This window comes from Paenibacillus elgii NBRC 100335 (assembly GCF_004000865.1).
In the GTDB taxonomy this organism is placed as follows: Bacteria; Bacillota; Bacilli; order Paenibacillales; family NBRC-103111; genus Paenibacillus_G; species Paenibacillus_G elgii.
On record NZ_BIMB01000056.1, the window covers coordinates 18,480 to 40,423 of the forward strand.

Sequence of the window (21,944 nt, forward strand, 5' to 3'; positions counted from 1 at the left end):
GCACGAACGAAGATTCTTAATAGCGAACATTCATAAGAATGCCCGTGAGCGGCGGAACAGGCCAATAGCTGTGCGGCCTTTTGCCCGGCAGTGCCGTATAGTGGCCAAACGCGCGGGCATCCGTATCGTGCCGCTCCAGCAGATCGGCTGGAGGGACGGCATGCAGGGCGGCAGCCGCCTGCGTCAAGCGCAATATCCAACCGTCGATACCCTGAAGTACGGCATTCGCATGCTTGTCCCCGCCGTCGAGCTGCGTCTGCAGCTTATGCTCGTCCAAGCTTAAGGTGCCGTCGGCCTGCGGGACCACGCCAAGCCGGTCAAGCTCTTCTTCGGCAGGGGCGCCGATCCCCAGCTTTCTCCATGCGGGCCGCAGAAGGACGCCGGCTTCGGACAATGCGCTCGCCAGTTCGTTGTAGCCTCCGACAAGCCCTTCCACCAGCCGGAGCGATGCGCCGTTGCTTTGCAGAGCGGCCCTGGCGTTATCCGCCGTTTCTTTCAAGGCGCCAGCCGCCGTGACGATGGTTCTGGCATCCCCTGCCGCCCGTTCAGCAAAGCGGTCGAACGCATAGGAGGGTTGTCCCGTTCCTTTCTGCGGTCGTCCGCGGTAACGTTTGCCTGCTAAGTCATCTTGTCTTCTGTGTCGGTCTTCCAAGGCAAACCACTGCTTATGAACTTGATACGAACGAATCACGCTCTGAATCGGCGCGATCATGCCCGATCACCTCACTGTCAATGGAACATTTTTCTTTACATTATAGCGGAAGACATTCCGTCCGTAAACGGATACATGCTTGACAGGCTGCAAAAGGATGCAGTATGATGATTTATCAATCAAAACCTGTCAAAGGAGCTCGCGTCAGCACATGAATTGGGTTCAATGGATTGTCATCGCCGCCGTTTTGCTTGTCAGCGTGCTGTTTATGATGTTTGTCGGGAAAAAATACAAAAAGTAACCGGCAAGCTTTTTTTCGCCTCGCATTCATTTCTTCTTAACGTTCCGCCACCGCCTGTCATACGATAAAGTACTTAAACTTTATGCGTAGAAAGGCGGTTTTAGCCATGCTCCGCAAACGTATTCCCAGGCAGGACGACGGCATCATATACGGATTGGTGGAAAAGCTGCTTCTTCCCTTCGCGCTGCAGACGGTACCCGATCTTCGCGTAGGCCGTACGGATATTCTCAAACGGCTCAAATCTTGTGTCACTTACGTCGATACCTCGGCTGGACGTTTGCCGGTCGGATTTATTGCGCTGCGCGCGGAGCGGGATAAGCGCCTTTCTGTCGATATGCTGGCGGTGAATCCGAAGTTTCAGAGCCGCGGCATCGGCACGCGCTTGATGCGTCAGGCGGAGCGAACGGCGGGGACCCAGGGATGCCGCGAAGTGGTTCTATGGGTGGACGAAGCGAATACGCAAGCACAGACGTTCTATGTACGGAAAGGCTACGAAACGGTTCACTACGACGCCAGGCTTCGGTGCTATATGATGATGAAGCGGCTGGACTAGACGCAGAAACTACCAACACCCAGGCTCTCCCGCCCGATGGCGGCGAAAGTCTGGGTGTTGTTGCGCTGTGCAGGCGGGCCGTTGTTCGGTCGTGTTAGTCGGGCACGATCAACGCCCCAACATTGTCGATGTCCAATTCAAACGGGCTGCCAAACAGCTCGGAGTTCGGATAAGGTACGGGGAACGCTTCGTTTACGGCGGATGTTCTCGGCCTGTCGGATTTTTTCGTTTGGGAGCGGGCTTTTCCCAGACTTTTGCTGTTTGCTCCGCCTCGCCTGCTTTGGGTGGACGCGCTTGCACTCGATTGAATGCCCGCCGCCGTCTCGTTAAAATAGAGCTTTCCTTTGTCCAACCGGCTGAGCGTGCCGACAAGTTCGGTACCGTTCTTCAATATAATGAAAACCGGTTGGCCGAAATACGGCCTGCATTGTTCTTCGTTAATCGGATGAATCGGTCTCATGCGAAGTCACCTCCGAAATTGATTTCTACACTTTAGACTATGCGGCATTTGTGCCGGTTGTACGGGATAAATGTCCCGTATGCGCATGCCTATTTTTCATGAACGCGCTTGCATTTGACAGAGTATTGAATCTCTCGGCAGTTTTCGATATGCTAAAGGGGTAAAGGGAACGGACAGGAAACAACTGCCGTTCCTTATCTCCTATTCTCTATAGAAAGAACGAGGACCTGAAGCCATGACGAGTGCCGTGTTTTTGATTTTCGGAGCGACCGGGGACTTGGCCCGGCGCAAGTTATTCCCGGCGTTTTACAGCCTGTACCGTGAGCGCAAGTTGGGCGACCGATTTGCGGTAATCGGCCTCGCGCGGCGTTCGCGCACGAACGACCAGTTCCGCGACGACGTCTACGAATCGATTCAAGAATTCGCACGCTACAACGTGACGAAGGACGAGCAATGGGATGCGTTTGCCGAGCATTTTGAATACATGTCGCTGGACATTAATAACGTTGACGGCTTCCGGCAGCTCCGCGAGCTGACCGACCGGCTCGACGTCAAATTCGACATCGGCGGTAACCGGTTATTTTACTTGGCCTTGGCGCCGGAGTTGTTCGGCAATGTGTCGCACAATCTCAAGGCGGGCGGACTGCTCGAAGGGGCAGGCTGGCACCGGCTTGTGATCGAGAAGCCGTTCGGCTACGACTTACCGTCCGCTGAGAAGCTGAACGCCGAAATCCGCCAGGTGTTCGAGGAGCAGGACATCTACCGCATCGACCATTACCTCGGCAAGGAAATGGTGCAGAACATCAATGTCGTCCGGTTCGCGAACGCCTTTTTCGAGCCGCTGTGGAACAATAAGTACATCGCCAACATTCAAATCACACTGAGCGAAACCGTAGGCGTAGAAGAACGGGGCGGCTATTACGAGCATTCGGGCGCGTTGCGCGACATGGGACAAAACCATATGCTGCAGATGCTGGCCATTATGGCGATGGAGCCCCCGAGCCGAATGCATCCGGAGGATATCCGCGACGAGAAGGTGAAGGTGTTCCGCAGTCTGCGCGGCTTCCAGACGGCCGCGGAGGTGCGGGCCAATACGGTACGCGGGCAGTATGTCGCCGGTAATATCAAAGGCGAGCAGGTGCGCGGCTACCGTGACGAAGACAAGGTCAATCCGGAGTCGACGACGGAGACGTATTTTGCCGCCCGCGTATTCGTGGACAATTTCCGCTGGGCCGGCGTTCCGTTCTACATCCGTACGGGAAAACGATTGCCGGTGAAAACGACGGAAGTGGTCGTCGAGTTCAAGAACGTGCCGAACAACGTTTACTTGTCGCGCAAGCATAAGCTGGAGCCGAACCTGCTTGTGTTCCGCGTCAATCCGCTGGAAGGCATTTATTTCAAAATGAACGCCAAGCAGCCGGGGTCGGAAGGAACGATCGTTCCGGTTGCGATGGATTTCTGCCAGAGCTGCCAGATCGGGCTGAACACGCCGGAAGCGTACGAGCGGTTGCTCTACGACGCCGCCCGTGGGGATTCCACGTACTTCACCCGCTGGGACGAGGTCGCGCTGGCATGGAAATATGTCGACAAAATCGCCTCCGCCTGGGGCGAGCGTACGGACGATTTGCATCTGTACTCGGCAGGCACTTGGGGACCGGAACAGGGACAGCAGCTCGTTGCCGAAGACGGCTTCCGCTGGTGGCCGGTGAACGGGCAGGATGAAGGCGAAGTCACTTGGGGACATACCCAAATGTAATCGCTAGTCGAAAGAAACCGAAAGAGCAGATCCGGTTGCGCCGGGTTCTGCTCTTTTTTGCGTGCGCATGTTGCGTCTTTTTTTCACCTCTTGAAATATGGTATGATGGAGTGTAAAGTGCCGGCTAACGCAAGGGGGATCTTTACATGTCCAGACGCGCTTTTATACGCTGGATGCTCGGACTTCTAGTCATGATCGGGGCGGCGCTCGCAGGACTAATCAAGCTGCTGCAGCAATCGGTCGACCGGCAGGCGGTCGGCGGGGCACAAGCGCCGGACGATGTCGTGCTGCCAAAGACGGAACGGGTGACGAATTCCGATCCGGCGGCGGGGACTCCGGGAGCGCCATTGTTCTCGTTCATGATTCTCAGCGATTTGCATGTGTCGCCTGATGATCCTAATACGGTCCGGCATTTGAAGCAAGCGCTTGACGATATGAAGCAGTTCCAGTCGCCTGTCGAGGCGCTGGTTCTGACGGGCGACGTGACCGACTACGGGCGGGAGAGAGACTATAAAGAGCTGAAAAAAACGTTGTCCGCTTACAAGCTGCCTCCGGTTTACGCCAATATGGGCAACCACGATTATTATGACATTTGGATCGACCGGAAAGGGGCTTTCAATAAAGACACGATGCCCAACGGCAAAACGGACTGGCAATCGCGCGAGCGGTTCCAGAAGTTTTTCGGATTGTCGAAGCCTTATCACGACGCTTGGGAGAAAGGATACCACTTGATCCTGCTGTCGCAGGAGGCTTATGTGCAGGAGAAGCCTGAGGTAGGCGAAGGGGCATGGTATTCCGACGAACAATTGGATTGGCTGAAGGAACGGCTGGCTTCGCACAAGGACGGCAAGCCCGTCTTCATCATGACCCATCAGCCACTGCCGCCCGCCGGACAAGACGGGGGATCGCACCAATTGATTCCGGCGAAAAAATTCCGCGCGCTCCTGAAGCCTTATAAAAACGTGTTCGTGTTCTGCGGGCACCGGCATCAGGATTTTCAAGGTACGGTGGAGCATTACGTCAAAGAAAGCTTTCACTATTTTCATAACTCCTCGGTCGGACGCGTGCTGAACCGCAGCTATCAAAACGCGGCCAAGGAGAAGGCGCAAGGATTGTATGTGCAGGTATATCAAGACAAAGTGACGCTGCGCGGCCGTGCGTTCGAATCGGGAACGTGGCTGAAGGAAGCCGACTGGACCGTCAAGCTGACTTGAACGTACAGTGACTGGGGGCAGCTGCAGCTTCCGGAACGCATCACCGAATAAGATTGAGGAAGGAATTAACCGATATGAGCACCGGATTATCCGAGAAATTAAATGAAGAAGTACAGAAGCGGCGCACCTTCGCCATCATCTCCCACCCCGACGCGGGGAAAACGACCTTGACCGAGAAGCTGCTGCTGTTCGGGGGCGCGATCCGGCTGGCTGGTACGGTCAAAGGTCGCAAAGCGAACCGCCATGCGACGAGCGACTGGATGGAAATCGAGAAGCAAAGAGGGATTTCGGTCACCTCCAGTGTAATGCAGTTCGATTATGAAGGACATCGGGTCAATATTCTCGACACCCCGGGCCACCAAGACTTCAGCGAAGACACGTATCGGACGTTAACGGCGGCGGACAGCGCCGTCATGCTGATCGACTCGGCCAAAGGGGTCGAGGCCCAGACGAAGAAGCTGTTCCAGGTATGCCGCAAGCGGGGCATCCCGATCTTCACGTTCATCAACAAGCTGGACCGTGAGGGCCAAAATCCGTTCGATCTGCTCGAAGAGCTGGAGCAGGTGCTCGGTATCCGCTCGTATCCGATGAACTGGCCGATCGGGATGGGTAAACAGTTTCGCGGCGTGTACGACCGAAAGCTGACGCAGGTCGAATTGTTCCAAGGCGACGATCATAAAGAAATTCAAGTGCGCAAAGTGAGCGGCTACGACGACCCGATTGTGAAGGAAATCGCAGGCGAATTTTTTTACGACCAATTGGTGCAGGACTTGGAGCTGCTTGATGTGGCAGGCGACGAATTCGACTACGAGAAGGTACAGAAGGGCGAGCTGACGCCCGTGTTCTTCGGCAGCGCAATCAACAATTTCGGCGTGCAGACGTTCCTTGAAAATTTCCTGCAGCTCGCTCCGACACCGACGCCGCGCAAAAGCAACGAAGGCTTGGTCGATCCGCTGCACGAGAAGTTTTCCGGGTACATTTTCAAAATTCAAGCGAACATGAACCCGGCTCACCGCGACCGAATCGCTTTCCTGCGGATTTGTTCCGGCAAATTCGAACGAGGCATGTCGGTGAAGCACGTGCGGGTCGGCAAAGACATCAAGCTGGCGCAGCCGCAGCAATTTCTTGCGCAGGACCGCGATATCGTCGAGGACGCTTATCCCGGCGACATTATCGGACTGTTCGACCCGGGTATTTTCCGCATCGGGGATTCGCTAAGCCAAGGCGGAAGCTTGGAATTCGACGAGCTGCCGACGTTCTCCCCGGAGCTGTTCTCCAAGGTGACGGTCAAAAACGCGCTGAAGCACAAGCAGTTCCAGAAAGGCGTCGACCAGTTGACCGAGGAAGGCACCATTCAGGTGTTCAAAACGATCGGCTTCGAGGATTTGATTCTCGGCGTCGTCGGACAGCTCCAATTCGAGGTGTTCGAATACCGGATGAAAGCGGAGTACAGCAGCGAAGTGCAGCTCTCCCGAATGACTTACCAGTTCGCGCGGTGGCTCGTCGGCGACGACATCGATCCGGCCAAGTTCCGGATCAACTCGCAGTTGGTGAAGGATAAGAAGGACAACTACGTCGCGCTGTTCGAGAACGAATACGCGCTGCGTACGGCGATGGAGAAAAATCCGAACCTGAAATTTTTGGAGACCGCACCTTAATGGCGCCGATCCGATAAACAGCAGCCCTTCGCGGTCTTCGTGGCCGAGCGAAGGGCTGTTCTTGTTTTGCCGGGGTATGAAGATGCCGCCCTGCACGCTACGCAGCCGAACCGAATGTTAATTCTGGAGGACCGGAAGCCTTTTAACGATGCGATTCATCATTTTGATGTCGTCCAAGGGGTATCTACGCCCAAGCGTCTGGACCATTACCCCGGACGTATTAAAAACCCGTTTCGCTTATACGTCATCGTCTCGGTAGGATCGATGGCGGTCCTGCTTGCTTATTCCTTTATCCAAAACATATGGGCTGCCTTGAACGGAGGCTAGACACGCCTTGAATACCCGGTCGGTTGGGACGCGGAGTCCGGCCGGCCTTTTTCTATTTTTTGGGGCTTTAGCGGAAGCGAAATTTTTCTCTTTTCTCATCGAATTTTCATCTTCGTTGTGTATAGTTAAAGAAGCGGCGGAGGGGCAATAATAGAACCGGGACGATTGCCGCTTTTTTACTATTTCAAGGGCAGCCAGAGGGAACAGGATGAAAAGGATTCTTATCGTGGAAGACGAGCGAAATTTCGCCCGTTTTATGGAATTAGAATTGATGCACCAGGGCTATGCCGTTACCGTCGTCGGGAGCGGTCAGGAAGGTCTGGAAACCGCTACTCGTGACGCATGGGATGCCATTCTGCTGGATGCCATGCTGCCGGGAATGCACGGCTTCGAGGTATGCCGCCGCATTCGCGAGGCGGGTTTGGCGACGCCCGTCATTATACTGACGGCCCGCTACAGCGTCACGGATCGCGTGTCGGGGCTGGACAGCGGAGCTGACGATTATTTGTCGAAGCCGTTCGCGATTGAGGAGCTGCTGGCACGGATTCGGGCGGTGATGCGGCGGAGCAAGCGGGGGACGGCCGAGCCGCAAGAAGCGGTGACGTACCGCGATCTTCGGCTCGATCCGGTGACCAGAACCGTAAGCAAAGCTGGAGTTCCCCTGGACTTGACCAAGCGCGAATACGAGCTGCTGCTGGTACTCATGAATCATAGAGACCGGGTATTGAGCCGGGATATGCTGCTTGATCTGGTCTGGGGATACGATTGCGAGGTCGAGACGAACGTGGTCGATGTGTACGTCCGTTATTTGCGCAACAAAATCGACGATCCGGCGCAGCGGAGTTATATTCAAACCGTCCGCGGCATCGGCTACGTCATCCGGTCATGAACAAGCTGCGGAGGTGCTTCACCCGGCTGCCGATCAAATGGCAGATGACCTTATGGTCGGCTTTCATGCTGTTCGTCTTGTTCACGGTCTATAACGCCGTTCAATATATAGGCATCAACCAATGGATGAGCAGCCGCGAAGTGGAATCGGTGCGCAAGACGATGGGGGAGCTGCAAAGTTATTTCACGGAAAAAAGCGATATATTGGATGCCGGCCAAATCGTCAGGAGCAAGCATTTTATTCAGAGCATCAATCAAAAAAATCAATTGATCCGAATTTTGGACAACGAGGGAAAGCCGGTGCTGACGGTACTTACGGACCTGCCGGAGGACTGGGTGGCGCCGCGTCCGGTCACAAAGACCGAGCTTGAAAGCGTGTGGCATCAAGAGGAGCATCTGCTCGTTCTGCGCGCCCCCGTCGTATCGGAGAAATTCCGCGGCACGATTGAAATCGTCAGCAATCTGGAGACGTTCGACGAGCTGAAAGGGGTCATCACGCTGGTCATGATTCTGGGCGGGATCGGCGGAATACTGTTGAGCGGCCTGGGCGGCTTGCTTTTGGCCGGCCGACTGCTAAGACCGGTGCAAAGCATAACCGAAACGATGAGAAGAATCCAGCGGAACGGACTGCAGGAGCGGGTGCCTTTTTACGATAATAAGGATGAGATTTCGGCGCTGGCCCATGTGTTCAACGAGATGATGGATCAATTGGAAACGTCGTTCCGCAAGCAAAAGCAATTCGTAGAAGACGCTTCGCACGAGCTGCGGACCCCGATTGCGATCATTTCCGGACATTTGTCAATGCTGAACCGTTGGGGCAAGCACGACCCGGTTCTCATGGACGAATCGCTTCTCGCTTCGCTAGAGGAGCTTGAACGTCTGAAGGGACTCGTGCAGGAGCTGCTGGAGCTTACCCGTGCGGAAAATGCGAGTCCGGACGGTGCCATCGAGCTGTTCGATCTGGGGGACACTATCGCCCAAATCGTGAAGAACGTCTCCGTGGTTCATCCCGAGTTCGAGATTACGACGGAGGTGGATGCGCTGAAAGGTGTCCAAATCCGGCTGGTTCCCAATCATATCAAACAAATTTTGTTGATTTTGTTGGATAATGCAGTGAAATATTCGACCAAACGAAACAAAATCCACGTTTCAGCCGTCTTGGTAGAAGATAGGATACTGCGCATCGCCATCCGCGATTACGGTATGGGTATCCCGAAAGAGGAAGTGGAGCACGTGTTCGACCGGTTTTACCGGGTGGACAAAGCCCGCAGCCGCAAACGCGGCGGCAGCGGCCTGGGGCTTTCGATCGCCAAGCGGCTCGTCGAGAAGTATCATGGGGACATACGCTTGGAAAGCGAAGAGAACCAGGGGACAACGGTGACGGTACAATTGCCGTTCAGCCGGTAACGAAACGGATTACGGGAAGAGGAGAGATTGCGAATGTTGTTGAAATGGGATTATGATTTATTCGAAATGATCAACGGCTTGGCTGTCGATCATACGACGCTTAACGTGTGGATGCGCTTTTTTGCGGAATATGCGGAATATTTCTTTTATTTGGGCATCCTCGTGTATTGGTTCACTCGAAAACAAGAGAACCGCCGGATGGTGGCTAACGCGCTCTGTTCCGCTGTTCTGGCGATGGGAATCGGCTCGCTGATCGGTATGTTGTTTTACCGGAACCGGCCGTTCGTCAGCCACGAGGTTCATCAGTTGATCCAGCATGCGGCCAATGCGTCGTTTCCGAGCAGCCATGCCATCGGCGCTTTTGTCATCGCCACCTCGATCTGGCTGTACCGTCGTAAGGACGGATACGTCTGGCTTGTGCTGGCTGCATTGATCGCTTTGTCCCGGATCTGGACCGGCGTCCATTATCCGATCGATGTGACCGTCGGTGCGCTGCTTGGCATCGGCTCCGCCATAGCCGTAAACAAGCTGTTCACCCAATGGACGCTCGCCCGGCGCTTGTTGGCCGCGGGCTTGTCGTTTTTTGAAAAAATCGAGCGCAAGCTTGGCTATAAATCGTAGAAAGACTGTTGGAGCAGTTGCCGGATCGCGGTAGCTGCTTTTTTTGCGGTAAATCGGGGGTCTCCGCGTGTCCCGGCCGCCTGTCGTAGGCCTCTATACCTGACCGTGCTGCGGCGGAAGGCATACAATATGATGGATGAACGAGACTAGGGCTCAGAGTGAGCGGAGCGCGGGAGCAGAAGGTTCGTCAAAGGCGCTGCAGAGGGATCTTGGTGTCAGCCGTTCTCCGGCCAAAGGAAGAAAGGTGGATGAAATGAGGAAGATCAAACCGAATTACAGCAGCTACATCGTGAGTAAATGGGCCAAAACCCAGGCGGTGATTCCGAACCGGAAGCTGGCCCAATACATTCCCGAGACGCGCAAGCTGAACCGCGATAGCTTGAGGGGGATGCTGGACCGGCACGGCATGGTCTATGTCAAGCCGAACAGCGGCACTTACGGCATCGGCGTGATGCGGGTGGAGCGGCTGGCCGGCGAAGGGAGCGGGTCTTACCGCTGTCATTTTGGAACGAAAATTCATACCTTTACCCAATATGATGACTTATACAGGCATATCGCGGGATTGACCCGAAAACGGATGTATTTGGTGCAAAAAGGCATCCATCTGCTCAAATATAAGAAGCGGCGCTTCGATCTTCGCGTCATGGTGCAGAAGACGCCGACCGGGAACTGGCAGACGACAGGACTGATCGGGCGCGTCGCTGCGCCGGGCAAGATCGTGACCAACGTGCATAACGGAGGAAAGCTCAAGCCTGTGGAGGTTTTGCTAGGGGGGCATGCCGGGAGCGCGGAAAGGTTGAGATTAACCTCAGGGCTGCGCAGGCTCGGCACTTCGGTTGCGAGGCAGCTTCGCTTGAAGTATAGAAGGCTCAAGGAAATCGGGCTGGACGTCGCGCTGGACGAGAAGCTGCATCCGTGGATTTTGGAGATTAACACAGCACCCGACCCTTATATATTCCGAAAGCTGAAGGATAAGCGTATCTTCGCGAGAATTTACCGATACGCAAAAGCATACGGACGGCTCTAAGCAGCCGTCCGTTTTTTAGGAAGAAGGGGCCTTGCGCAGCTCCCGTATCGGCGTTATCCCGCTTCGTCGTCCTTGGATGCGGCTTGATCGGTTTTGGGCAGGGCGATCGTGAACGAGGTGCCGATGCCGGGCGTGCTGTCCGCTTCGATCGTGCCTGCGTGGGCTTCGACGAGCTGCTTGACGATGGATAGACCGAGTCCGGTCTCGCTGTTGCTCTTGGACCGGGACGGATCGGCCTTGTAGAACCGCTCCCAGATGAGCGCCAGCTCTTCCTGGGACATGCCGCGACCGGTATCCGCGATCACGATCACGGTATGCGTTTCCGTTTCCGAGCCGGTCAGGCGGATCGTGCCGTATGCTGTAAATTGGATGCTGTTTTTGACCAGATTGATGAGAATTTGCATCAGCCGGTCGTAGTCGGCATAGACCTGCAGGTCCGGCTCGCATTCGATAAGAATGTGCAGGCGCTTCTCTTCAATCAACACTTCGAGCGACTCGTGAACGATTTCGAACAGCTCTTTGAGCGGCGTCCGTTTTTTGTTCAGCGTGATGAGGCCGCTTTCGATTTTTTCCATGTCGAGCAGCCCGTTGATGAGCCGGATCAGGCGGAACGTTTCCTTCTCGATGATGCCGTAATAATTGGCCCGTTCCTCCGGCGAGTGGACGAGATCGTTCTTCAGCCCTTCGATGATGCCGCGGATCGAGGTGAGCGGCGTACGCAGCTCGTGCGTCACATCCATAATAAAATGGCGGCGCCGCGTTTCAAACTGCTGCAGCTTGTGCAGGGCGAGCTCGAGTTGCTGGGCCATGGAGTTGAAGTCGCCCGCGAGCTCGCCCAGCTCGTCCGACCGGTGGACTGTGGATCGGGCGGCATAATCTCCCGCGGCAATTTGGCGGGTCGTCCGGCGCAGCGACAGGATGCTGGCGCTCATGCTGCGGGAGAATAGCCAGCTGACGGCGACGGCCAGTACGAAAATAACGACGATCATGTAGATCAGCGCTTGATTAAGCGTGTCCATCGTCTCTTGAATGCCGTGGAGCGGGGAGAAGATGAAGAGATGCAGCTCGTTCTTTTGCGGCTTCAGCTTGGTCTGTCTGTAAACGACGACCCACGGCTCCTCGGCGCCGCGTTCGACGATGAAGCTTTCGTTTTCCTTGGTGTTGGACATGTGCGACCGCAGCTCGTCCAAGAACGCTTTGGTGCGCAGCGCACCGGGCATCTTCGGATCGCGGTAGGCGATTTCGCCGGCTTGGTCCAGCAGGATGAACGACGTCCGGCGCTCGGCCAGCAGGTTGCGATACGCTTGCAAGGCGCTGGTCGGATCTTCCCCTTCTTTTGCGAACAGGCGGACGATTCCCTTGGATACGCTGGTGAGCTCTTCCGTCTCGTTGTTAAACGTTTGCTGCTTCATGTAGTAGGTAAACCCGGCGGCCAGCAGGACGAGAATGAGCATGGACAGAAGAAGATGGGACAGGAACTGCCGCTGGAAAAACGTAAACCGGAAGCGCGGCCGCAGGTCGCTCAGCTTCATCGTCAATCCTCCAGCCTGTAGCCTACGCCCCAGACGGTCACGATCAGCGGATGCTCCGGCGAGGACACCTTATTGCGGAGACGCTTGATATGGACATCGACCGTGCGCTCTTCGCCCAAATAATCGTAGCCCCATATGCTTTCCAGCAGCTGTTCGCGGGTAAAGACGCGTCTGGGATGCCGGACGAACAGCGAGAGCAGATCGAATTCCTTCGGCGTTAAGTTGCTGATTGTATTCCCGCCGACGGTGGCGGTCCGGGAGGACAGATTGACGACGATCGTCTTGTGCTTGAGCAGCTCATGCGGTTCGGCCGCTCCTTCTGTCTCAGCTCCACCGCCACGATGATATCGGCGAAGCACGGCTTTCATGCGGGCGATCAGCTCCATCGGGCTGAACGGCTTGCTTACGTAATCGTCGGCTCCGAGCTCAAGTCCCATGATCCGGTCCTGCTCCTGATCTCGTGCCGTAAGCAGGATGACCGGCGTCTCTCCTTTACGGCGTATATCTCTGCACAGGGCCAGCCCGTCCTTGCCGGGAAGCATCCAATCCAGGATGACGAAATCCCACGTATATCGGTCAAGCTGTTCTTGAGCGCTAAGCCCGTCATGAACGAAGGTCGTATCATACTGTTCTTTTTGAAAAAACAAGTGCAGCATTTCGCAAACGGACGTGTCGTCCTCCGCGATCAGCAGTTTCATGGCGGCACCTCCATCGAAATCGGAATGGTTCGGTTAAGTCTGTTATCTCCAGCATAGTGGGTTCCAAGCGGGATAGCAAGTCAAGCGAGAGGCATATAATCCAGACTGTCCACCGCGATTGATGAAGTATACCCTACCGTAATGTATTTTAACGGGGCATGCGGCATATATGCACAAAGACAAGCCCTTTGCTTGCCGGGCTTGTCTTGGATTGACTATCATATAGGCGCTTGATTGCTGCTAACCGCCCACGTCCACCGGATCGAGGTCGATGTCGCGGGACAATCGAACAACGATTTCTTTGGCCTCGGCATCATCCCCGCTCAGAAACGCAGTTGCGTTGCCCGGTTCATATTGAGGAGTCGCCAATACTTCCCAGGGAAGGGTGTGATAAGTCCGAACGATACGGGTGTTTTGCGCCAGTCGTCCGAGCGGAATTCGACCGAACCGTTTTCAAAAAAAGAAGGGATCGGCTGAACGTACTATAGTTCGCGCTCCCTTTCTTGTAGCTCTCAGTCACCGGACATCGACAGCGCGCGATGAACCGAAAAACCGCTGAATCTCCGCGATGTTCACGTTGAATTCAGTTCTTTTCGGATGCGTGATCGAGCACATGTGGTGACCGACTCGGAACGATACGGTACTATATTGGGCGAAGTTCGTATAGCTGGTGACGATGCGGTCTTGTTTGATGTCCATATGATTGATTTCATATACGGGGAGCGGGGTCATGAGTCCGGTCTTCAAAATTTTTGACAAGGATTCCTTAGAGGTCCACAGCATCGTGAGAGCGACCTCGTAATCAAGGGAGGTGTCCGCGATCATTTGTTTCTCGGATGTTGTAATCTGCGATTCGATGGCACTGACGTTGGCGCCGTCGATTTTTTCCAAATCGATTCCTAACGGGTGGGCCTCCGGGAATGCAACGGCAGCCGCGATATGATCGCAATGTGTAATGGTGATCTGAAGGGGCTCGGTTCGTGGAAGCATGATGACCGGCTGCTGGAACACCCCCGGCTGCACCCATATTTGCCCAAGCTGAGGTTCCGCCATACGGGTGTAAGCGGAGATCGCCTGCTTCGCGCAGTAGCGGCCGAGCACAAAGCTATGCTTCCTTTTATATTGAAGCTTGCGGTAGTAAGCAAGCTCCTGTTCATGCAGGATGCTCAATGCTTCCGTATCTTCATATGGATATGTACGGCCGCCAAGGCACAGCTGCGCCTTAAAACGGCTGTCAGGCCTTATTAACGCCAGTTCCTCCAAATACAATAAGGTGTCCAACACTACCTCTCCCCTCGTTTTCGTTCGTTGATGAACGTCGTTATGTTTTAATCGTTTCCTATAATTCGCCAGCTGTCAATAGGTGAAAATGTTTACTTTTTATTGAAGCGAACTTCGGCATTCAGGGTTGACATAAAAAGCGGGAGCGTGAGATAATGAACGCGCGTACATTATTATGAAGGAGGTGGCTGCAATCGTAACCCGAAAGGAAGTTGCAGAGCTGGCGGGAGTATCCGAAGCGACAGTTTCCCGCGTATTCAACGACGTCGGTCCGATGAAGGAGCAGACCCGGCAGCGGGTGCTTCAGGCCGCCAAGACATTAAATTATCATCCGAACGCGATTGCCCAAAGCTTCGCCCGCCGTCGAAGCGGCAACTTGGGTGTCGTGCTGCCTTATGTGCCGAAAGTACACATTTTTTCGACCTACTATTTCTCTGAAGTGCTCAGCGGTATCGGGGAACAGGTGAAGGCTTCAGGCTACGATATGCTGCTGAAATTCCGCGTTCCCGGAGAGGAAAGCGATTACAGCGGTATTTTTCGTTCACAGAAGGTGGACGCCTGCGTGATCCTCGGAGCGACGGATACGCCCTCGGAGCGGGCGGAGCTGAAAAGATTGGAGGACGGAGGGTTCCCGTTTTGCCTGATCAACCAGCATATGAGCGGAGAGCGGTTCAATGAAGTGGATGCGGATCATGAGGGAGGAAGCTACCGCGCAGTACGGCATCTGCTCGACTTGGGGTATCGGGGCATTGCATTTTTGAGCGGCTCGCCCGAATTCTCCAACAGCGGCGACCGGCTGCGGGGATACATGCGGGCCATGCGCGAAGCGGGTCTGCTCCCGGCGGATGCCAAGGCTGCGGGCGACTTGCCCGCGCATCTGTACTATGAAGGCAACTACAGCCGAACAAGCGGAATGAAAGCGGCGTCGGCCATGCATCCGCACCTGAGCCGGATCGAGGCGGTGTTCGCCTCGAACGACCGGATGGCGATCGGCTTGATGCAGGGACTTCGCGAGTACGGACACGTTCCCGGCCGGGATTATGCGATTGTCGGCTATGACGATTCGGAAGCTGCCCGCGTAACTGACCCTCCGCTGACAAGCGTGGCCGTGCCGTTTTACGAGATGGGTCGGCTTGCGGCGGAGCGGGTGTTAAGACGCGTAGGCGGAGGGAATGAAACGGATGGCGGATCGGAGAGCTTCAGACTGAAGCTGGATACGAAGCTTGTCGTGCGGCAATCGTGCCGCATCCTGCGGTAAGACCGTCGCGGCGTCCGATTCGGTAAGGGGCGGCGAAGGGTAATAAGCCACAGGCCAAAGGAGGGGAACCGAAGATGAAACAAGTCCGCGTAGGGATGATCGGGTACAAATTTATGGGCAAGGCGCATAGCCACGCTTATCGAGATGTACCGATGTTTTTTCCGAAGGTACCGAAACCTGTGATGAAGACGATCTGCGGGCGCGATGCCGAAGCTGTGGCGCAAGCGGCGGAGCAATTCGGATGGGAAAGCTGCACGACCGACTGGCGGGAGCTCCTGCAGCGGGAGGATATCGATCTGGTCGATATTAATGCGCCGAGCCATGTGCATAAGGAGATCGTGCTGGCTTCCGCCGCCGCGGGTAAGCATGTGTTCTGCGAGAAGCCGCTCGCTTTGACATTGGCCGAATCCCGTAAAATGCTCAGGGCCGTGGAAGCGGCCGGCGTCAAGCATATGGTCGGCTTCAATTACCGCTTCGTTCCCGCGGTTCGGCTAGCGAAGAAGCTGATAGACGAAGGCCGTCTGGGGCACATTTATCACTTCCGGGCCTGGTTTATGCAGGACTGGCTTATCGACCCGGAGTTCCCGCTCGTATGGCGGCTGCGGAAGGAAGTGGCCGGCTCCGGCGCTCACGGCGACTTGGGCGCGCATCTGATCGACCTGGCGCATTACCTGATCGGAGACATGACGGAGGTCGTCGGAATGAACGAAACGTTCGTCAAGGAAAGGCCGCTGCCGGAGTCGGAGGCAGGCGCTCCCGTGGACGGACGGCAAGCTTGCGGCCCCGTCACCGTCGACGACGCGACCTTGTTCCTTGCCCGGTTCGCGGGAGGGGCGCTTGGCAGCTTTGAGGCGACGAGGATCGCAGGGGGCTGCCGCTGCCGAAATGCTTTTGAAATTAACGGCAGCGAAGGCAGTGTTAAATTCGACTTCGAGCGGATGAACGAGCTGCAGGTCTTTTTCGCAGACGATCCAGGCGATGTGCAGGGCTTCCGGCGCGTGCTGGCGACCGATCCGTCTCATGCGTATGCGGAAGCGTGGTGGCCTCCCGGCCATACTATAGGCTACGAGCACACCATCATCCACGAGACGGTCGAGCTGCTTCAGGCGATTGGGGAGGACCGGCAGCCGGTGCCGAATTTCAGGGACGGCGTCAAAAGCCAGCAGGTGCTGGAAGCGGTCGATCTGTCGATCGCGGAACGCCGCTGGGTTTCCATCCAGGAAGTGTAGAAAGGGGACATCGAGGGATGAAAAAAGCATTGATCGTCTGGGGCGGCTGGCCGGGACATCACCCCGAGGAAATCGCCGGTCTGTTCCGGGATCTGTTGATTGACGCGGAGTTCGAAGTGGAAATATCGGATACCCTTGAGGCATTCGCTGATGGGGAAAAGCTGAAGACGCTGGATCTGATCGTGCCGGTATGGTCGATGGGGAAAGCCGATCCGGCGCTCATCCGCAACGTCTCGGCTGCCGTCCAGAACGGCACCGGTCTTGCAGGCTGCCATGGGGGGATGTGCGACGCGTTCCGCACGGACGTCGAATGGCAATTTATGACCGGCGGACAATGGGTCGCCCATCCGGGAAACAACGAGGTGGATTACGAAGTCAAGCTTATCCCGAACTCCAACCCGCTGCTGGACGGAATCGGCGATTTCCGCGTGCGGAGTGAGCAGTATTATATGCACGTCGATCCTGCGGTCAACGTGCTGGCGATCACGCGATTCCCGGTTGCGCTTGGACCTCATTCGCCGAATGGCGCCGTCGATATGCCCGTCGTTTGGACAAAATGGTGGGGGGCGGGAAGGGTGTTCTACTGCTCGCTCGGTCATGAGAAAGGCATTCTGGAAATACCGCAAGTGAACGAAATCATGCGGCGTGGCTTGCTGTGGGCTTCCGACGGACGGGCGGAAGCGGCCCGGAGGGGTTGACCTATGAATAAACTAAAAGCGGGCATCGTCGGCTGCGGCAAAATCAGCGGTATCTATTTGCAAAATTTAACCGCGAATCGGGAGCTTGAAGTGACGGTTTGCGCCGATTTGAACGTGGCCCGAGCCCGGGCGAGCGCCGACGAATACGGCATCCCGAAAGCCTGCACGCCTGCCGAGCTGCTGGCCGATCCGGCAATTGACATCGTCGTCAATTTGACGATTCCCGCCGCGCATGCCGAAGTATGCCTGCAAGCGCTGGAGGCCGGGAAGCACGTCTACGTCGAGAAGCCGCTCGCCGTAACCCGGGAGGAAGGGCGGGCCATTCTGGCCAAGGCAGCAGAGAAAGGGCGGCTCGTTGGCAGCGCCCCGGATACGTTTCTCGGCGGCGGCATACAGACCTGCATTAAGCTGATCGAAAACGGATGGATCGGCATGCCGGTAGCTGCCTCTGCGTTTATGATCGGCCGGGGTCACGAGCACTGGCACCCTGACCCGGAATTTTACTATGCGAAGGGCGGAGGCCCAATGTTTGATATGGGGCCTTATTATTTAACCGCCCTCGTGGCTATGCTTGGACCGATCCGCCGGGTTACGGGCCCGGCCGGCATCTCCTACCCGCAACGAACGATAACAAGCCAGCCTAAATTCGGCCGCACGATTCAGGTGGAGACGCCGACCCATATTGCGGGCGTACTCGACTTCCGCAGCGGCGCGATTGGAACGATTATCACCTCGTTCGATGCGTTCGGTGGAACGGAACTGCCGCGGATTGAGATTTACGGAAGCGAGGGGACGCTTAGCGTACCCGATCCGAACACGTTCGGAGGACCGGTGCGGGTCCGCCGCTATGACGCGACGGAATTCGGCGATATGCCGCTTACGCATGGCTTTACGGACAACTGTCGCGGTCTTGGCGTGCTGGATATGGCCGCGGCGATTCGACAAGGGCGGATCAACCGGGCCAACGGGGAACTAGCCTATCACGTGCTGGAGGCTATGCATGGCTTCCATGACGCTTCTATGCATGGAAAGCACTATGAGATGCACAGCAGCTGTGAACGTCCGGCGCCATTGAAAGCCGGGCTGGCCGGCGGTATTTTCGACGAATTGCAATAATATAAACGGAAAAGCGCGCAGGGACCGTTCCCCGCACGCTTTTTTGCCGTTGCTTTAAGCCAAATGCTCTTTGAGCGTCGCAACCATCTGGTTCTGCGTATCCGCTTCGCTGTGCTTCCAAATAATTTCGAACAGCACTCCAAGGCCCGGCAGCACACGTTCTTCCGCATCCATCGAATCCGCAATAACATCAAAGAGCTCTTCGTTGCTTTTGTCATGCATGCGCTGAATGATCGCTTGCCGCAAATTCAGGTTCATGGCAGTTCCTCGCTTTGTTGTCTTTTCCACTTGGTTGATGCGATTTCGCTTTTATTAATATGCTCCGCTTGAATAAGATTCATGCTTCGGCACGAACTTTGGTGAACTGCCGCGCTTCTTGATATAATAAAGAAATGAGAAGGGGGATGAGCACGGATGAAAAAACAATTCGCCGTCATCGGTATGGGACGCTTCGGCTCCAGCATAGCCAAAACGTTATCGAATCTCGGTTTTGAAGTGCTGGCGATCGACAGCAGCGAGCAGCGGACTCAGGAAGTGTCCAATATTGTAACCCACGTCGTTCAAGCCGATTCTACTGATGAAGAAGCGCTGCGAGCGCTCGGATTGCGCAATTTCGACGTCGTCATCGTCGCAATCGGACAAGATATTCAGGCAAGCATTCTCACGACGATCATTGTCAAAGAAATCGGCGTGCCGAAGGTTATCGTCAAGGCCCAGAACGAACTTCACGGCAAGGTGCTCTGCAAGGTCGGGGCGGATAAGGTTATTTATCCGGAACGCGATATGGGCGTTCGGGTAGCCCATCATTTGATCTCATCCAACATTATCGATTACATCGAGCTTTCGGAGGACTACAGCATCGTCGAGGTTCAGGCGTCCGGGCAGATGGTCGGCCGCAATCTGAGAGAGCTCGATATTCGCGCCAAATACGGCTGCAACGTGATGGCGATCCGAACCGGGGACAAGATGAACATCGCTCCGCACGCCGAAGATATCATAAAACATAACGACATTCTGGTCGTCGTTGGGACGAACGAAGATTTGAAAAATTTCGAAAAGACGTTTGCGGAATAGAGGGCTGCAGAAATCGTATGAGCGATAAAAAAAAGACAGTTTCCAGCGAATCGGCTATCCTAAGCTCGGTTCAAAATCCGCGGGTAAAGCAGTGGACCGAGCTGCTCAGCCGCAAAGGGAGGGACAAGCAGGGACGCTTCCTGATCGAAGGCGTCCACCTTGTGCAGGAGGCGCTGCGTTCCGTTGACCTGGTGCCGGAGGTTTTGGTGTATGCCTCCGATAAGAAGCAAGCGATTGCCGGGCTGCTGGAAGATGCAGTGACTAAAGGAGTAGAAAGCGTCCCGGTAACGGAAGCCGTACTGGCTAAATGCACGGACACCGAGACGCCGCAGCCCGTGTTCGCAGTCGTGCCGAAGCTGCCGTGGCGCGGAAGCGATCTGCTGGCGGCCAGCGAGCCGAATGGGCTGGTTGTCGTCATCGACGGCATCCAAGACCCCGGCAATCTGGGCACGATCATCCGCAGCGCGGATGCGGTCGGCGCCTCCGGCGTATTGCTCGGCAAAGGAACCGTCGACTTGTATAACCCGAAAACGGTGCGCTCGACGATGGGATCGCTGTTCCATCTGCCAATCGTCCAAGGCGACTTGACCGAATGGCTGCCGCGGGCGGCCGAGTCCGGCGTGCAGGTTGTCGCTACAAGCCTGCAGGGGGCGGTTAGCTGCTACGAGCACGATTTCCGCAAATCCACGTGGTTTGTGATCGGCAACGAAGGGCAAGGCGTCTCAGAGGAAGTTCGGCAGCTTGCCCGGCATCAGGTGCTCATCCCGATGAAGGGGCGCGCCGAATCGCTGAATGCGGCGATGGCCGCTACCGTCGTCCTATTCGAGGCGATGCGGCAGCGGGGGCACTGAGACAACTAATGTATCAAGTTGTGAGTTATAACGTAAATTGAGACTGTTTATAAGATAGTTTGAGACTGTTTATCTCGGACATTCCGTCGCGGGCAGAGGAAACGGTCGGGGCCGAGATGGCAGCAAGCTGGCACCGGAATAGGAAATTTCCGGTGCCAGCTTGCTGGTGTTCTTATTGTGATGAAGAGCCAATGAGTTGCTCGGCAATGCTTTTGGAAAGAGGCAACGTATTATCAGAAGGCATCGCATTGATATTAAGGGTTTGTACATAATCCCCGCCGCGAGTTCCACCTGTGAACGTTGCGAATCCTGGAACGTTGCCGCCATGCCCCCAAATCGTAATACCATTCGTCAGCTTTATTCCAGCGATCCCCAAGCCGTATTCACCTGCTGGAGATTCAACCCCAGTTAACATCTGATCTAAAGTAGCTGGTTTTAATAGCTTGCCACTAAGTATAGCATGGAAGAATGTATTCATATCATCCGCTGTGGAAATCATAGATCCCGCAGCATTTGCCCAAGAGGGATTCATTTCGGTTCTGTCTATGAATTGACCGTCGTCGAGTACGAAGTATCCTCGTGCATGTTCACCTGGAATAAACGAGTAGTCGTCGGGTACATAAGTGCTCGTTAGCTTAAGGGGAGCTATGAAACGTTTCCTAATATGTTCCCCGTATGTTTCTCCAGTAGCCTTCTTAATAATCATCCCTGCCAGTACCGTATTCGTATTGGAATAAACCCATTTCTCTCCAGGCTTAGAGATTGCCTTCATGCTCAGTGCAGTACGAACTAATTCGTCAGCAGTAAAGGAATGTAACGGGTTTGGGAGAAATTTATCGAGAAAATCCTGGTGATCTGAATAGTCAGGAATACCGCTTGTTTGGTTTAATAGTTGCCGAATCGTGATATGACCCCCTTCATATTCAGTACCCTTAACAACATCAGGCAGCCATTTGTCTATCGTGTCATCCAGGTTCAGTTTTTGTTCATCAACAAGCTGAAGAACGACCATTGCAGTAAACGTCTTTGTTAGACTACCGATCCGGAAAGTAAAGTTCGTCTTAACCGGGTCAGTACCGTAAATGCTTGCTTCACCGGAAGCATATGCCCATTTTGATCCTTTGTTTAAGGAAGCTACAATTATGCCCGGTATATTTTGTTGGTTAGCAGCTTCATCGATAAGTTGCTTGGCTTTGGTCTGCGAATCTTGACTGCAAGTAGTAACGAGGGGATCCGCCTGCTTTGCAATACCAGTTCCTTGTAATGGCAGTAATAGAGTCGCGGTAATCATTGTCGATACAGTGAGCATAGAAATTTTGTTCATTTCGTTTCTCCTTTTGATT

Annotated in this window: 23 protein-coding genes; 15 read left to right on the forward strand and 8 right to left on the reverse strand. The window is 55.1% G+C overall.

Features of this window, described 5'->3' with window-relative positions; genetic code table 11:
- Positions 1-16: 16 nt before the first annotated feature.
- Positions 17-712, reverse strand: a complete 696-nt coding sequence (locus PEL01S_RS28610; RefSeq protein ID WP_127462678.1) for a hypothetical protein — start codon at positions 710-712, stop codon at positions 17-19.
- Between the two features lie 347 nt (positions 713-1,059).
- On the opposite strand from PEL01S_RS28610, the gene PEL01S_RS28615 reads away from it, so the two are divergent.
- The gene (locus PEL01S_RS28615; protein WP_127462679.1) at positions 1,060-1,506 is read left to right on the forward strand and encodes a GNAT family N-acetyltransferase; all 447 of its coding nucleotides are present in this window, start codon (positions 1,060-1,062) and stop codon (positions 1,504-1,506) included.
- Between the two features lie 94 nt (positions 1,507-1,600).
- On the opposite strand, the gene PEL01S_RS28620 is transcribed toward PEL01S_RS28615, so the two are convergent.
- Entirely contained in the window at positions 1,601-1,966 is a 366-nt protein-coding gene (locus tag PEL01S_RS28620; RefSeq protein WP_127462680.1) for a hypothetical protein, read from the reverse strand.
- Positions 1,967-2,201: 235 nt separating this feature from the next.
- Between PEL01S_RS28620 and zwf the strand changes: the two genes are divergently transcribed.
- From zwf to PEL01S_RS28660, 8 genes are all read left to right on the forward strand, one after another.
- Positions 2,202-3,722 (forward strand): glucose-6-phosphate dehydrogenase, encoded by a 1,521-nt coding sequence (gene zwf / locus PEL01S_RS28625; RefSeq protein ID WP_063185528.1) that lies wholly within the window; start codon positions 2,202-2,204, stop codon positions 3,720-3,722.
- A gap of 146 nt (positions 3,723-3,868) precedes the next feature.
- Positions 3,869-4,936 carry a metallophosphoesterase family protein gene (locus PEL01S_RS28630; RefSeq protein WP_127462681.1) on the forward strand — a complete coding sequence of 356 codons (1,068 nt, stop codon included), beginning with the start codon at positions 3,869-3,871 and terminating at the stop codon, positions 4,934-4,936.
- Between the two features lie 74 nt (positions 4,937-5,010).
- Entirely contained in the window at positions 5,011-6,594 is a 1,584-nt protein-coding gene (locus PEL01S_RS28635; protein WP_127462682.1) for a peptide chain release factor 3, read from the forward strand.
- Positions 6,595-6,660: 66 nt separating this feature from the next.
- On the forward strand, positions 6,661-6,921 hold the full coding sequence (locus PEL01S_RS28640) for a hypothetical protein (RefSeq protein WP_127462683.1): 261 nt from the start codon (positions 6,661-6,663) through the stop codon (positions 6,919-6,921).
- Positions 6,922-7,129: 208 nt separating this feature from the next.
- Positions 7,130-7,810 carry a response regulator transcription factor gene (locus PEL01S_RS28645; RefSeq protein WP_108532079.1) on the forward strand — a complete coding sequence of 227 codons (681 nt, stop codon included), beginning with the start codon at positions 7,130-7,132 and terminating at the stop codon, positions 7,808-7,810.
- A complete protein-coding gene (locus PEL01S_RS28650; RefSeq protein ID WP_127462684.1) occupies positions 7,807-9,216 on the forward strand; it encodes a HAMP domain-containing sensor histidine kinase in 1,410 nt (469 codons plus the stop codon). The genes PEL01S_RS28645 and PEL01S_RS28650 overlap by 4 nt, the downstream gene beginning before the upstream one ends.
- Positions 9,217-9,249: 33 nt before the next feature.
- Complete coding sequence (locus tag PEL01S_RS28655) at positions 9,250-9,837, forward strand: undecaprenyl-diphosphatase (protein WP_063185539.1); 588 nt, start codon at positions 9,250-9,252, stop codon at positions 9,835-9,837.
- Positions 9,838-10,090: 253 nt separating this feature from the next.
- Entirely contained in the window at positions 10,091-10,864 is a 774-nt protein-coding gene (locus PEL01S_RS28660) for a YheC/YheD family protein (protein ID WP_063185540.1), read from the forward strand.
- A 53-nt stretch (positions 10,865-10,917) separates the two neighbouring features.
- Here the strand turns inward: PEL01S_RS28660 and PEL01S_RS28665 are convergent, their stop codons facing one another.
- The 4 genes from PEL01S_RS28665 to PEL01S_RS28675 all read right to left on the reverse strand — a co-directional run bounded on the left by PEL01S_RS28665 (position 10,918) and on the right by PEL01S_RS28675 (position 14,375).
- The gene (locus PEL01S_RS28665; protein WP_127462685.1) at positions 10,918-12,396 is read right to left on the reverse strand and encodes an ATP-binding protein; all 1,479 of its coding nucleotides are present in this window, start codon (positions 12,394-12,396) and stop codon (positions 10,918-10,920) included.
- A 2-nt stretch (positions 12,397-12,398) separates the two neighbouring features.
- A complete protein-coding gene (locus PEL01S_RS28670; protein ID WP_063185546.1) occupies positions 12,399-13,094 on the reverse strand; it encodes a response regulator transcription factor in 696 nt (231 codons plus the stop codon).
- Between the two features lie 240 nt (positions 13,095-13,334).
- A complete protein-coding gene (locus PEL01S_RS35430; RefSeq protein WP_255320172.1) occupies positions 13,335-13,463 on the reverse strand; it encodes an NAD(P)-binding domain-containing protein in 129 nt (42 codons plus the stop codon).
- 147 nt (positions 13,464-13,610) lie between these two features.
- Positions 13,611-14,375, reverse strand: coding sequence for a 4'-phosphopantetheinyl transferase superfamily protein (locus tag PEL01S_RS28675; protein WP_127462686.1), 765 nt, complete (start codon positions 14,373-14,375; stop codon positions 13,611-13,613).
- 175 nt (positions 14,376-14,550) lie between these two features.
- Between PEL01S_RS28675 and PEL01S_RS28680 the strand changes: the two genes are divergently transcribed.
- From PEL01S_RS28680 to PEL01S_RS28695, 4 genes are all read left to right on the forward strand, one after another.
- On the forward strand, positions 14,551-15,633 hold the full coding sequence (locus PEL01S_RS28680) for a LacI family DNA-binding transcriptional regulator (protein ID WP_174807024.1): 1,083 nt from the start codon (positions 14,551-14,553) through the stop codon (positions 15,631-15,633).
- A 74-nt stretch (positions 15,634-15,707) separates the two neighbouring features.
- Positions 15,708-16,862, forward strand: a complete 1,155-nt coding sequence (locus tag PEL01S_RS28685; RefSeq protein WP_127462687.1) for a Gfo/Idh/MocA family protein — start codon at positions 15,708-15,710, stop codon at positions 16,860-16,862.
- 17 nt (positions 16,863-16,879) lie between these two features.
- Positions 16,880-17,560, forward strand: a complete 681-nt coding sequence (locus tag PEL01S_RS28690) for a ThuA domain-containing protein (protein ID WP_127462688.1) — start codon at positions 16,880-16,882, stop codon at positions 17,558-17,560.
- A gap of 3 nt (positions 17,561-17,563) precedes the next feature.
- Positions 17,564-18,676 carry a Gfo/Idh/MocA family protein gene (locus tag PEL01S_RS28695; RefSeq protein ID WP_127462689.1) on the forward strand — a complete coding sequence of 371 codons (1,113 nt, stop codon included), beginning with the start codon at positions 17,564-17,566 and terminating at the stop codon, positions 18,674-18,676.
- Positions 18,677-18,730: 54 nt separating this feature from the next.
- Here PEL01S_RS28695 and sspI read toward each other — a convergent pair whose 3' ends face one another.
- Positions 18,731-18,934, reverse strand: coding sequence for a small acid-soluble spore protein SspI (sspI, locus tag PEL01S_RS28700; protein WP_063185554.1), 204 nt, complete (start codon positions 18,932-18,934; stop codon positions 18,731-18,733).
- A 156-nt stretch (positions 18,935-19,090) separates the two neighbouring features.
- Here sspI and PEL01S_RS28705 point away from each other — a divergent pair, with 156 nt between their 5' ends.
- Both PEL01S_RS28705 and PEL01S_RS28710 read left to right on the forward strand, forming a co-directional pair.
- Positions 19,091-19,750, forward strand: coding sequence for a potassium channel family protein (locus PEL01S_RS28705; protein WP_063185556.1), 660 nt, complete (start codon positions 19,091-19,093; stop codon positions 19,748-19,750).
- Between the two features lie 17 nt (positions 19,751-19,767).
- Positions 19,768-20,601 carry a TrmH family RNA methyltransferase gene (locus PEL01S_RS28710; RefSeq protein ID WP_127462690.1) on the forward strand — a complete coding sequence of 278 codons (834 nt, stop codon included), beginning with the start codon at positions 19,768-19,770 and terminating at the stop codon, positions 20,599-20,601.
- A 172-nt stretch (positions 20,602-20,773) separates the two neighbouring features.
- Here PEL01S_RS28710 and PEL01S_RS28715 read toward each other — a convergent pair whose 3' ends face one another.
- Positions 20,774-21,925, reverse strand: a complete 1,152-nt coding sequence (locus PEL01S_RS28715) for a serine hydrolase domain-containing protein (protein WP_127462691.1) — start codon at positions 21,923-21,925, stop codon at positions 20,774-20,776.
- Positions 21,926-21,944: the final 19 nt, after the last annotated feature.

Coding starts and splice junctions, on each gene's coding strand:
- PEL01S_RS28610 (WP_127462678.1), bottom strand. CDS start 712: ATGATCGCGCCGATTCAGAGCGTGATTCGTTCGTATCAAGTTCATAAG.
- PEL01S_RS28615 (WP_127462679.1), top strand. CDS start 1,060: ATGCTCCGCAAACGTATTCCCAGGCAGGACGACGGCATCATATACGGA.
- PEL01S_RS28620 (WP_127462680.1), bottom strand. CDS start 1,966: ATGAGACCGATTCATCCGATTAACGAAGAACAATGCAGGCCGTATTTC.
- zwf (WP_063185528.1), top strand. CDS start 2,202: ATGACGAGTGCCGTGTTTTTGATTTTCGGAGCGACCGGGGACTTGGCC.
- PEL01S_RS28630 (WP_127462681.1), top strand. CDS start 3,869: ATGTCCAGACGCGCTTTTATACGCTGGATGCTCGGACTTCTAGTCATG.
- PEL01S_RS28635 (WP_127462682.1), top strand. CDS start 5,011: ATGAGCACCGGATTATCCGAGAAATTAAATGAAGAAGTACAGAAGCGG.
- PEL01S_RS28645 (WP_108532079.1), top strand. CDS start 7,130: ATGAAAAGGATTCTTATCGTGGAAGACGAGCGAAATTTCGCCCGTTTT.
- PEL01S_RS28650 (WP_127462684.1), top strand. CDS start 7,807: ATGAACAAGCTGCGGAGGTGCTTCACCCGGCTGCCGATCAAATGGCAG.
- PEL01S_RS28655 (WP_063185539.1), top strand. CDS start 9,250: ATGTTGTTGAAATGGGATTATGATTTATTCGAAATGATCAACGGCTTG.
- PEL01S_RS28660 (WP_063185540.1), top strand. CDS start 10,091: ATGAGGAAGATCAAACCGAATTACAGCAGCTACATCGTGAGTAAATGG.
- PEL01S_RS28665 (WP_127462685.1), bottom strand. CDS start 12,396: ATGAAGCTGAGCGACCTGCGGCCGCGCTTCCGGTTTACGTTTTTCCAG.
- PEL01S_RS28670 (WP_063185546.1), bottom strand. CDS start 13,094: ATGAAACTGCTGATCGCGGAGGACGACACGTCCGTTTGCGAAATGCTG.
- PEL01S_RS28680 (WP_174807024.1), top strand. CDS start 14,551: ATGAAGGAGGTGGCTGCAATCGTAACCCGAAAGGAAGTTGCAGAGCTG.
- PEL01S_RS28685 (WP_127462687.1), top strand. CDS start 15,708: ATGAAACAAGTCCGCGTAGGGATGATCGGGTACAAATTTATGGGCAAG.
- PEL01S_RS28690 (WP_127462688.1), top strand. CDS start 16,880: ATGAAAAAAGCATTGATCGTCTGGGGCGGCTGGCCGGGACATCACCCC.
- PEL01S_RS28695 (WP_127462689.1), top strand. CDS start 17,564: ATGAATAAACTAAAAGCGGGCATCGTCGGCTGCGGCAAAATCAGCGGT.
- sspI (WP_063185554.1), bottom strand. CDS start 18,934: ATGAACCTGAATTTGCGGCAAGCGATCATTCAGCGCATGCATGACAAA.
- PEL01S_RS28705 (WP_063185556.1), top strand. CDS start 19,091: ATGAAAAAACAATTCGCCGTCATCGGTATGGGACGCTTCGGCTCCAGC.
- PEL01S_RS28710 (WP_127462690.1), top strand. CDS start 19,768: ATGAGCGATAAAAAAAAGACAGTTTCCAGCGAATCGGCTATCCTAAGC.
- PEL01S_RS28715 (WP_127462691.1), bottom strand. CDS start 21,925: ATGAACAAAATTTCTATGCTCACTGTATCGACAATGATTACCGCGACT.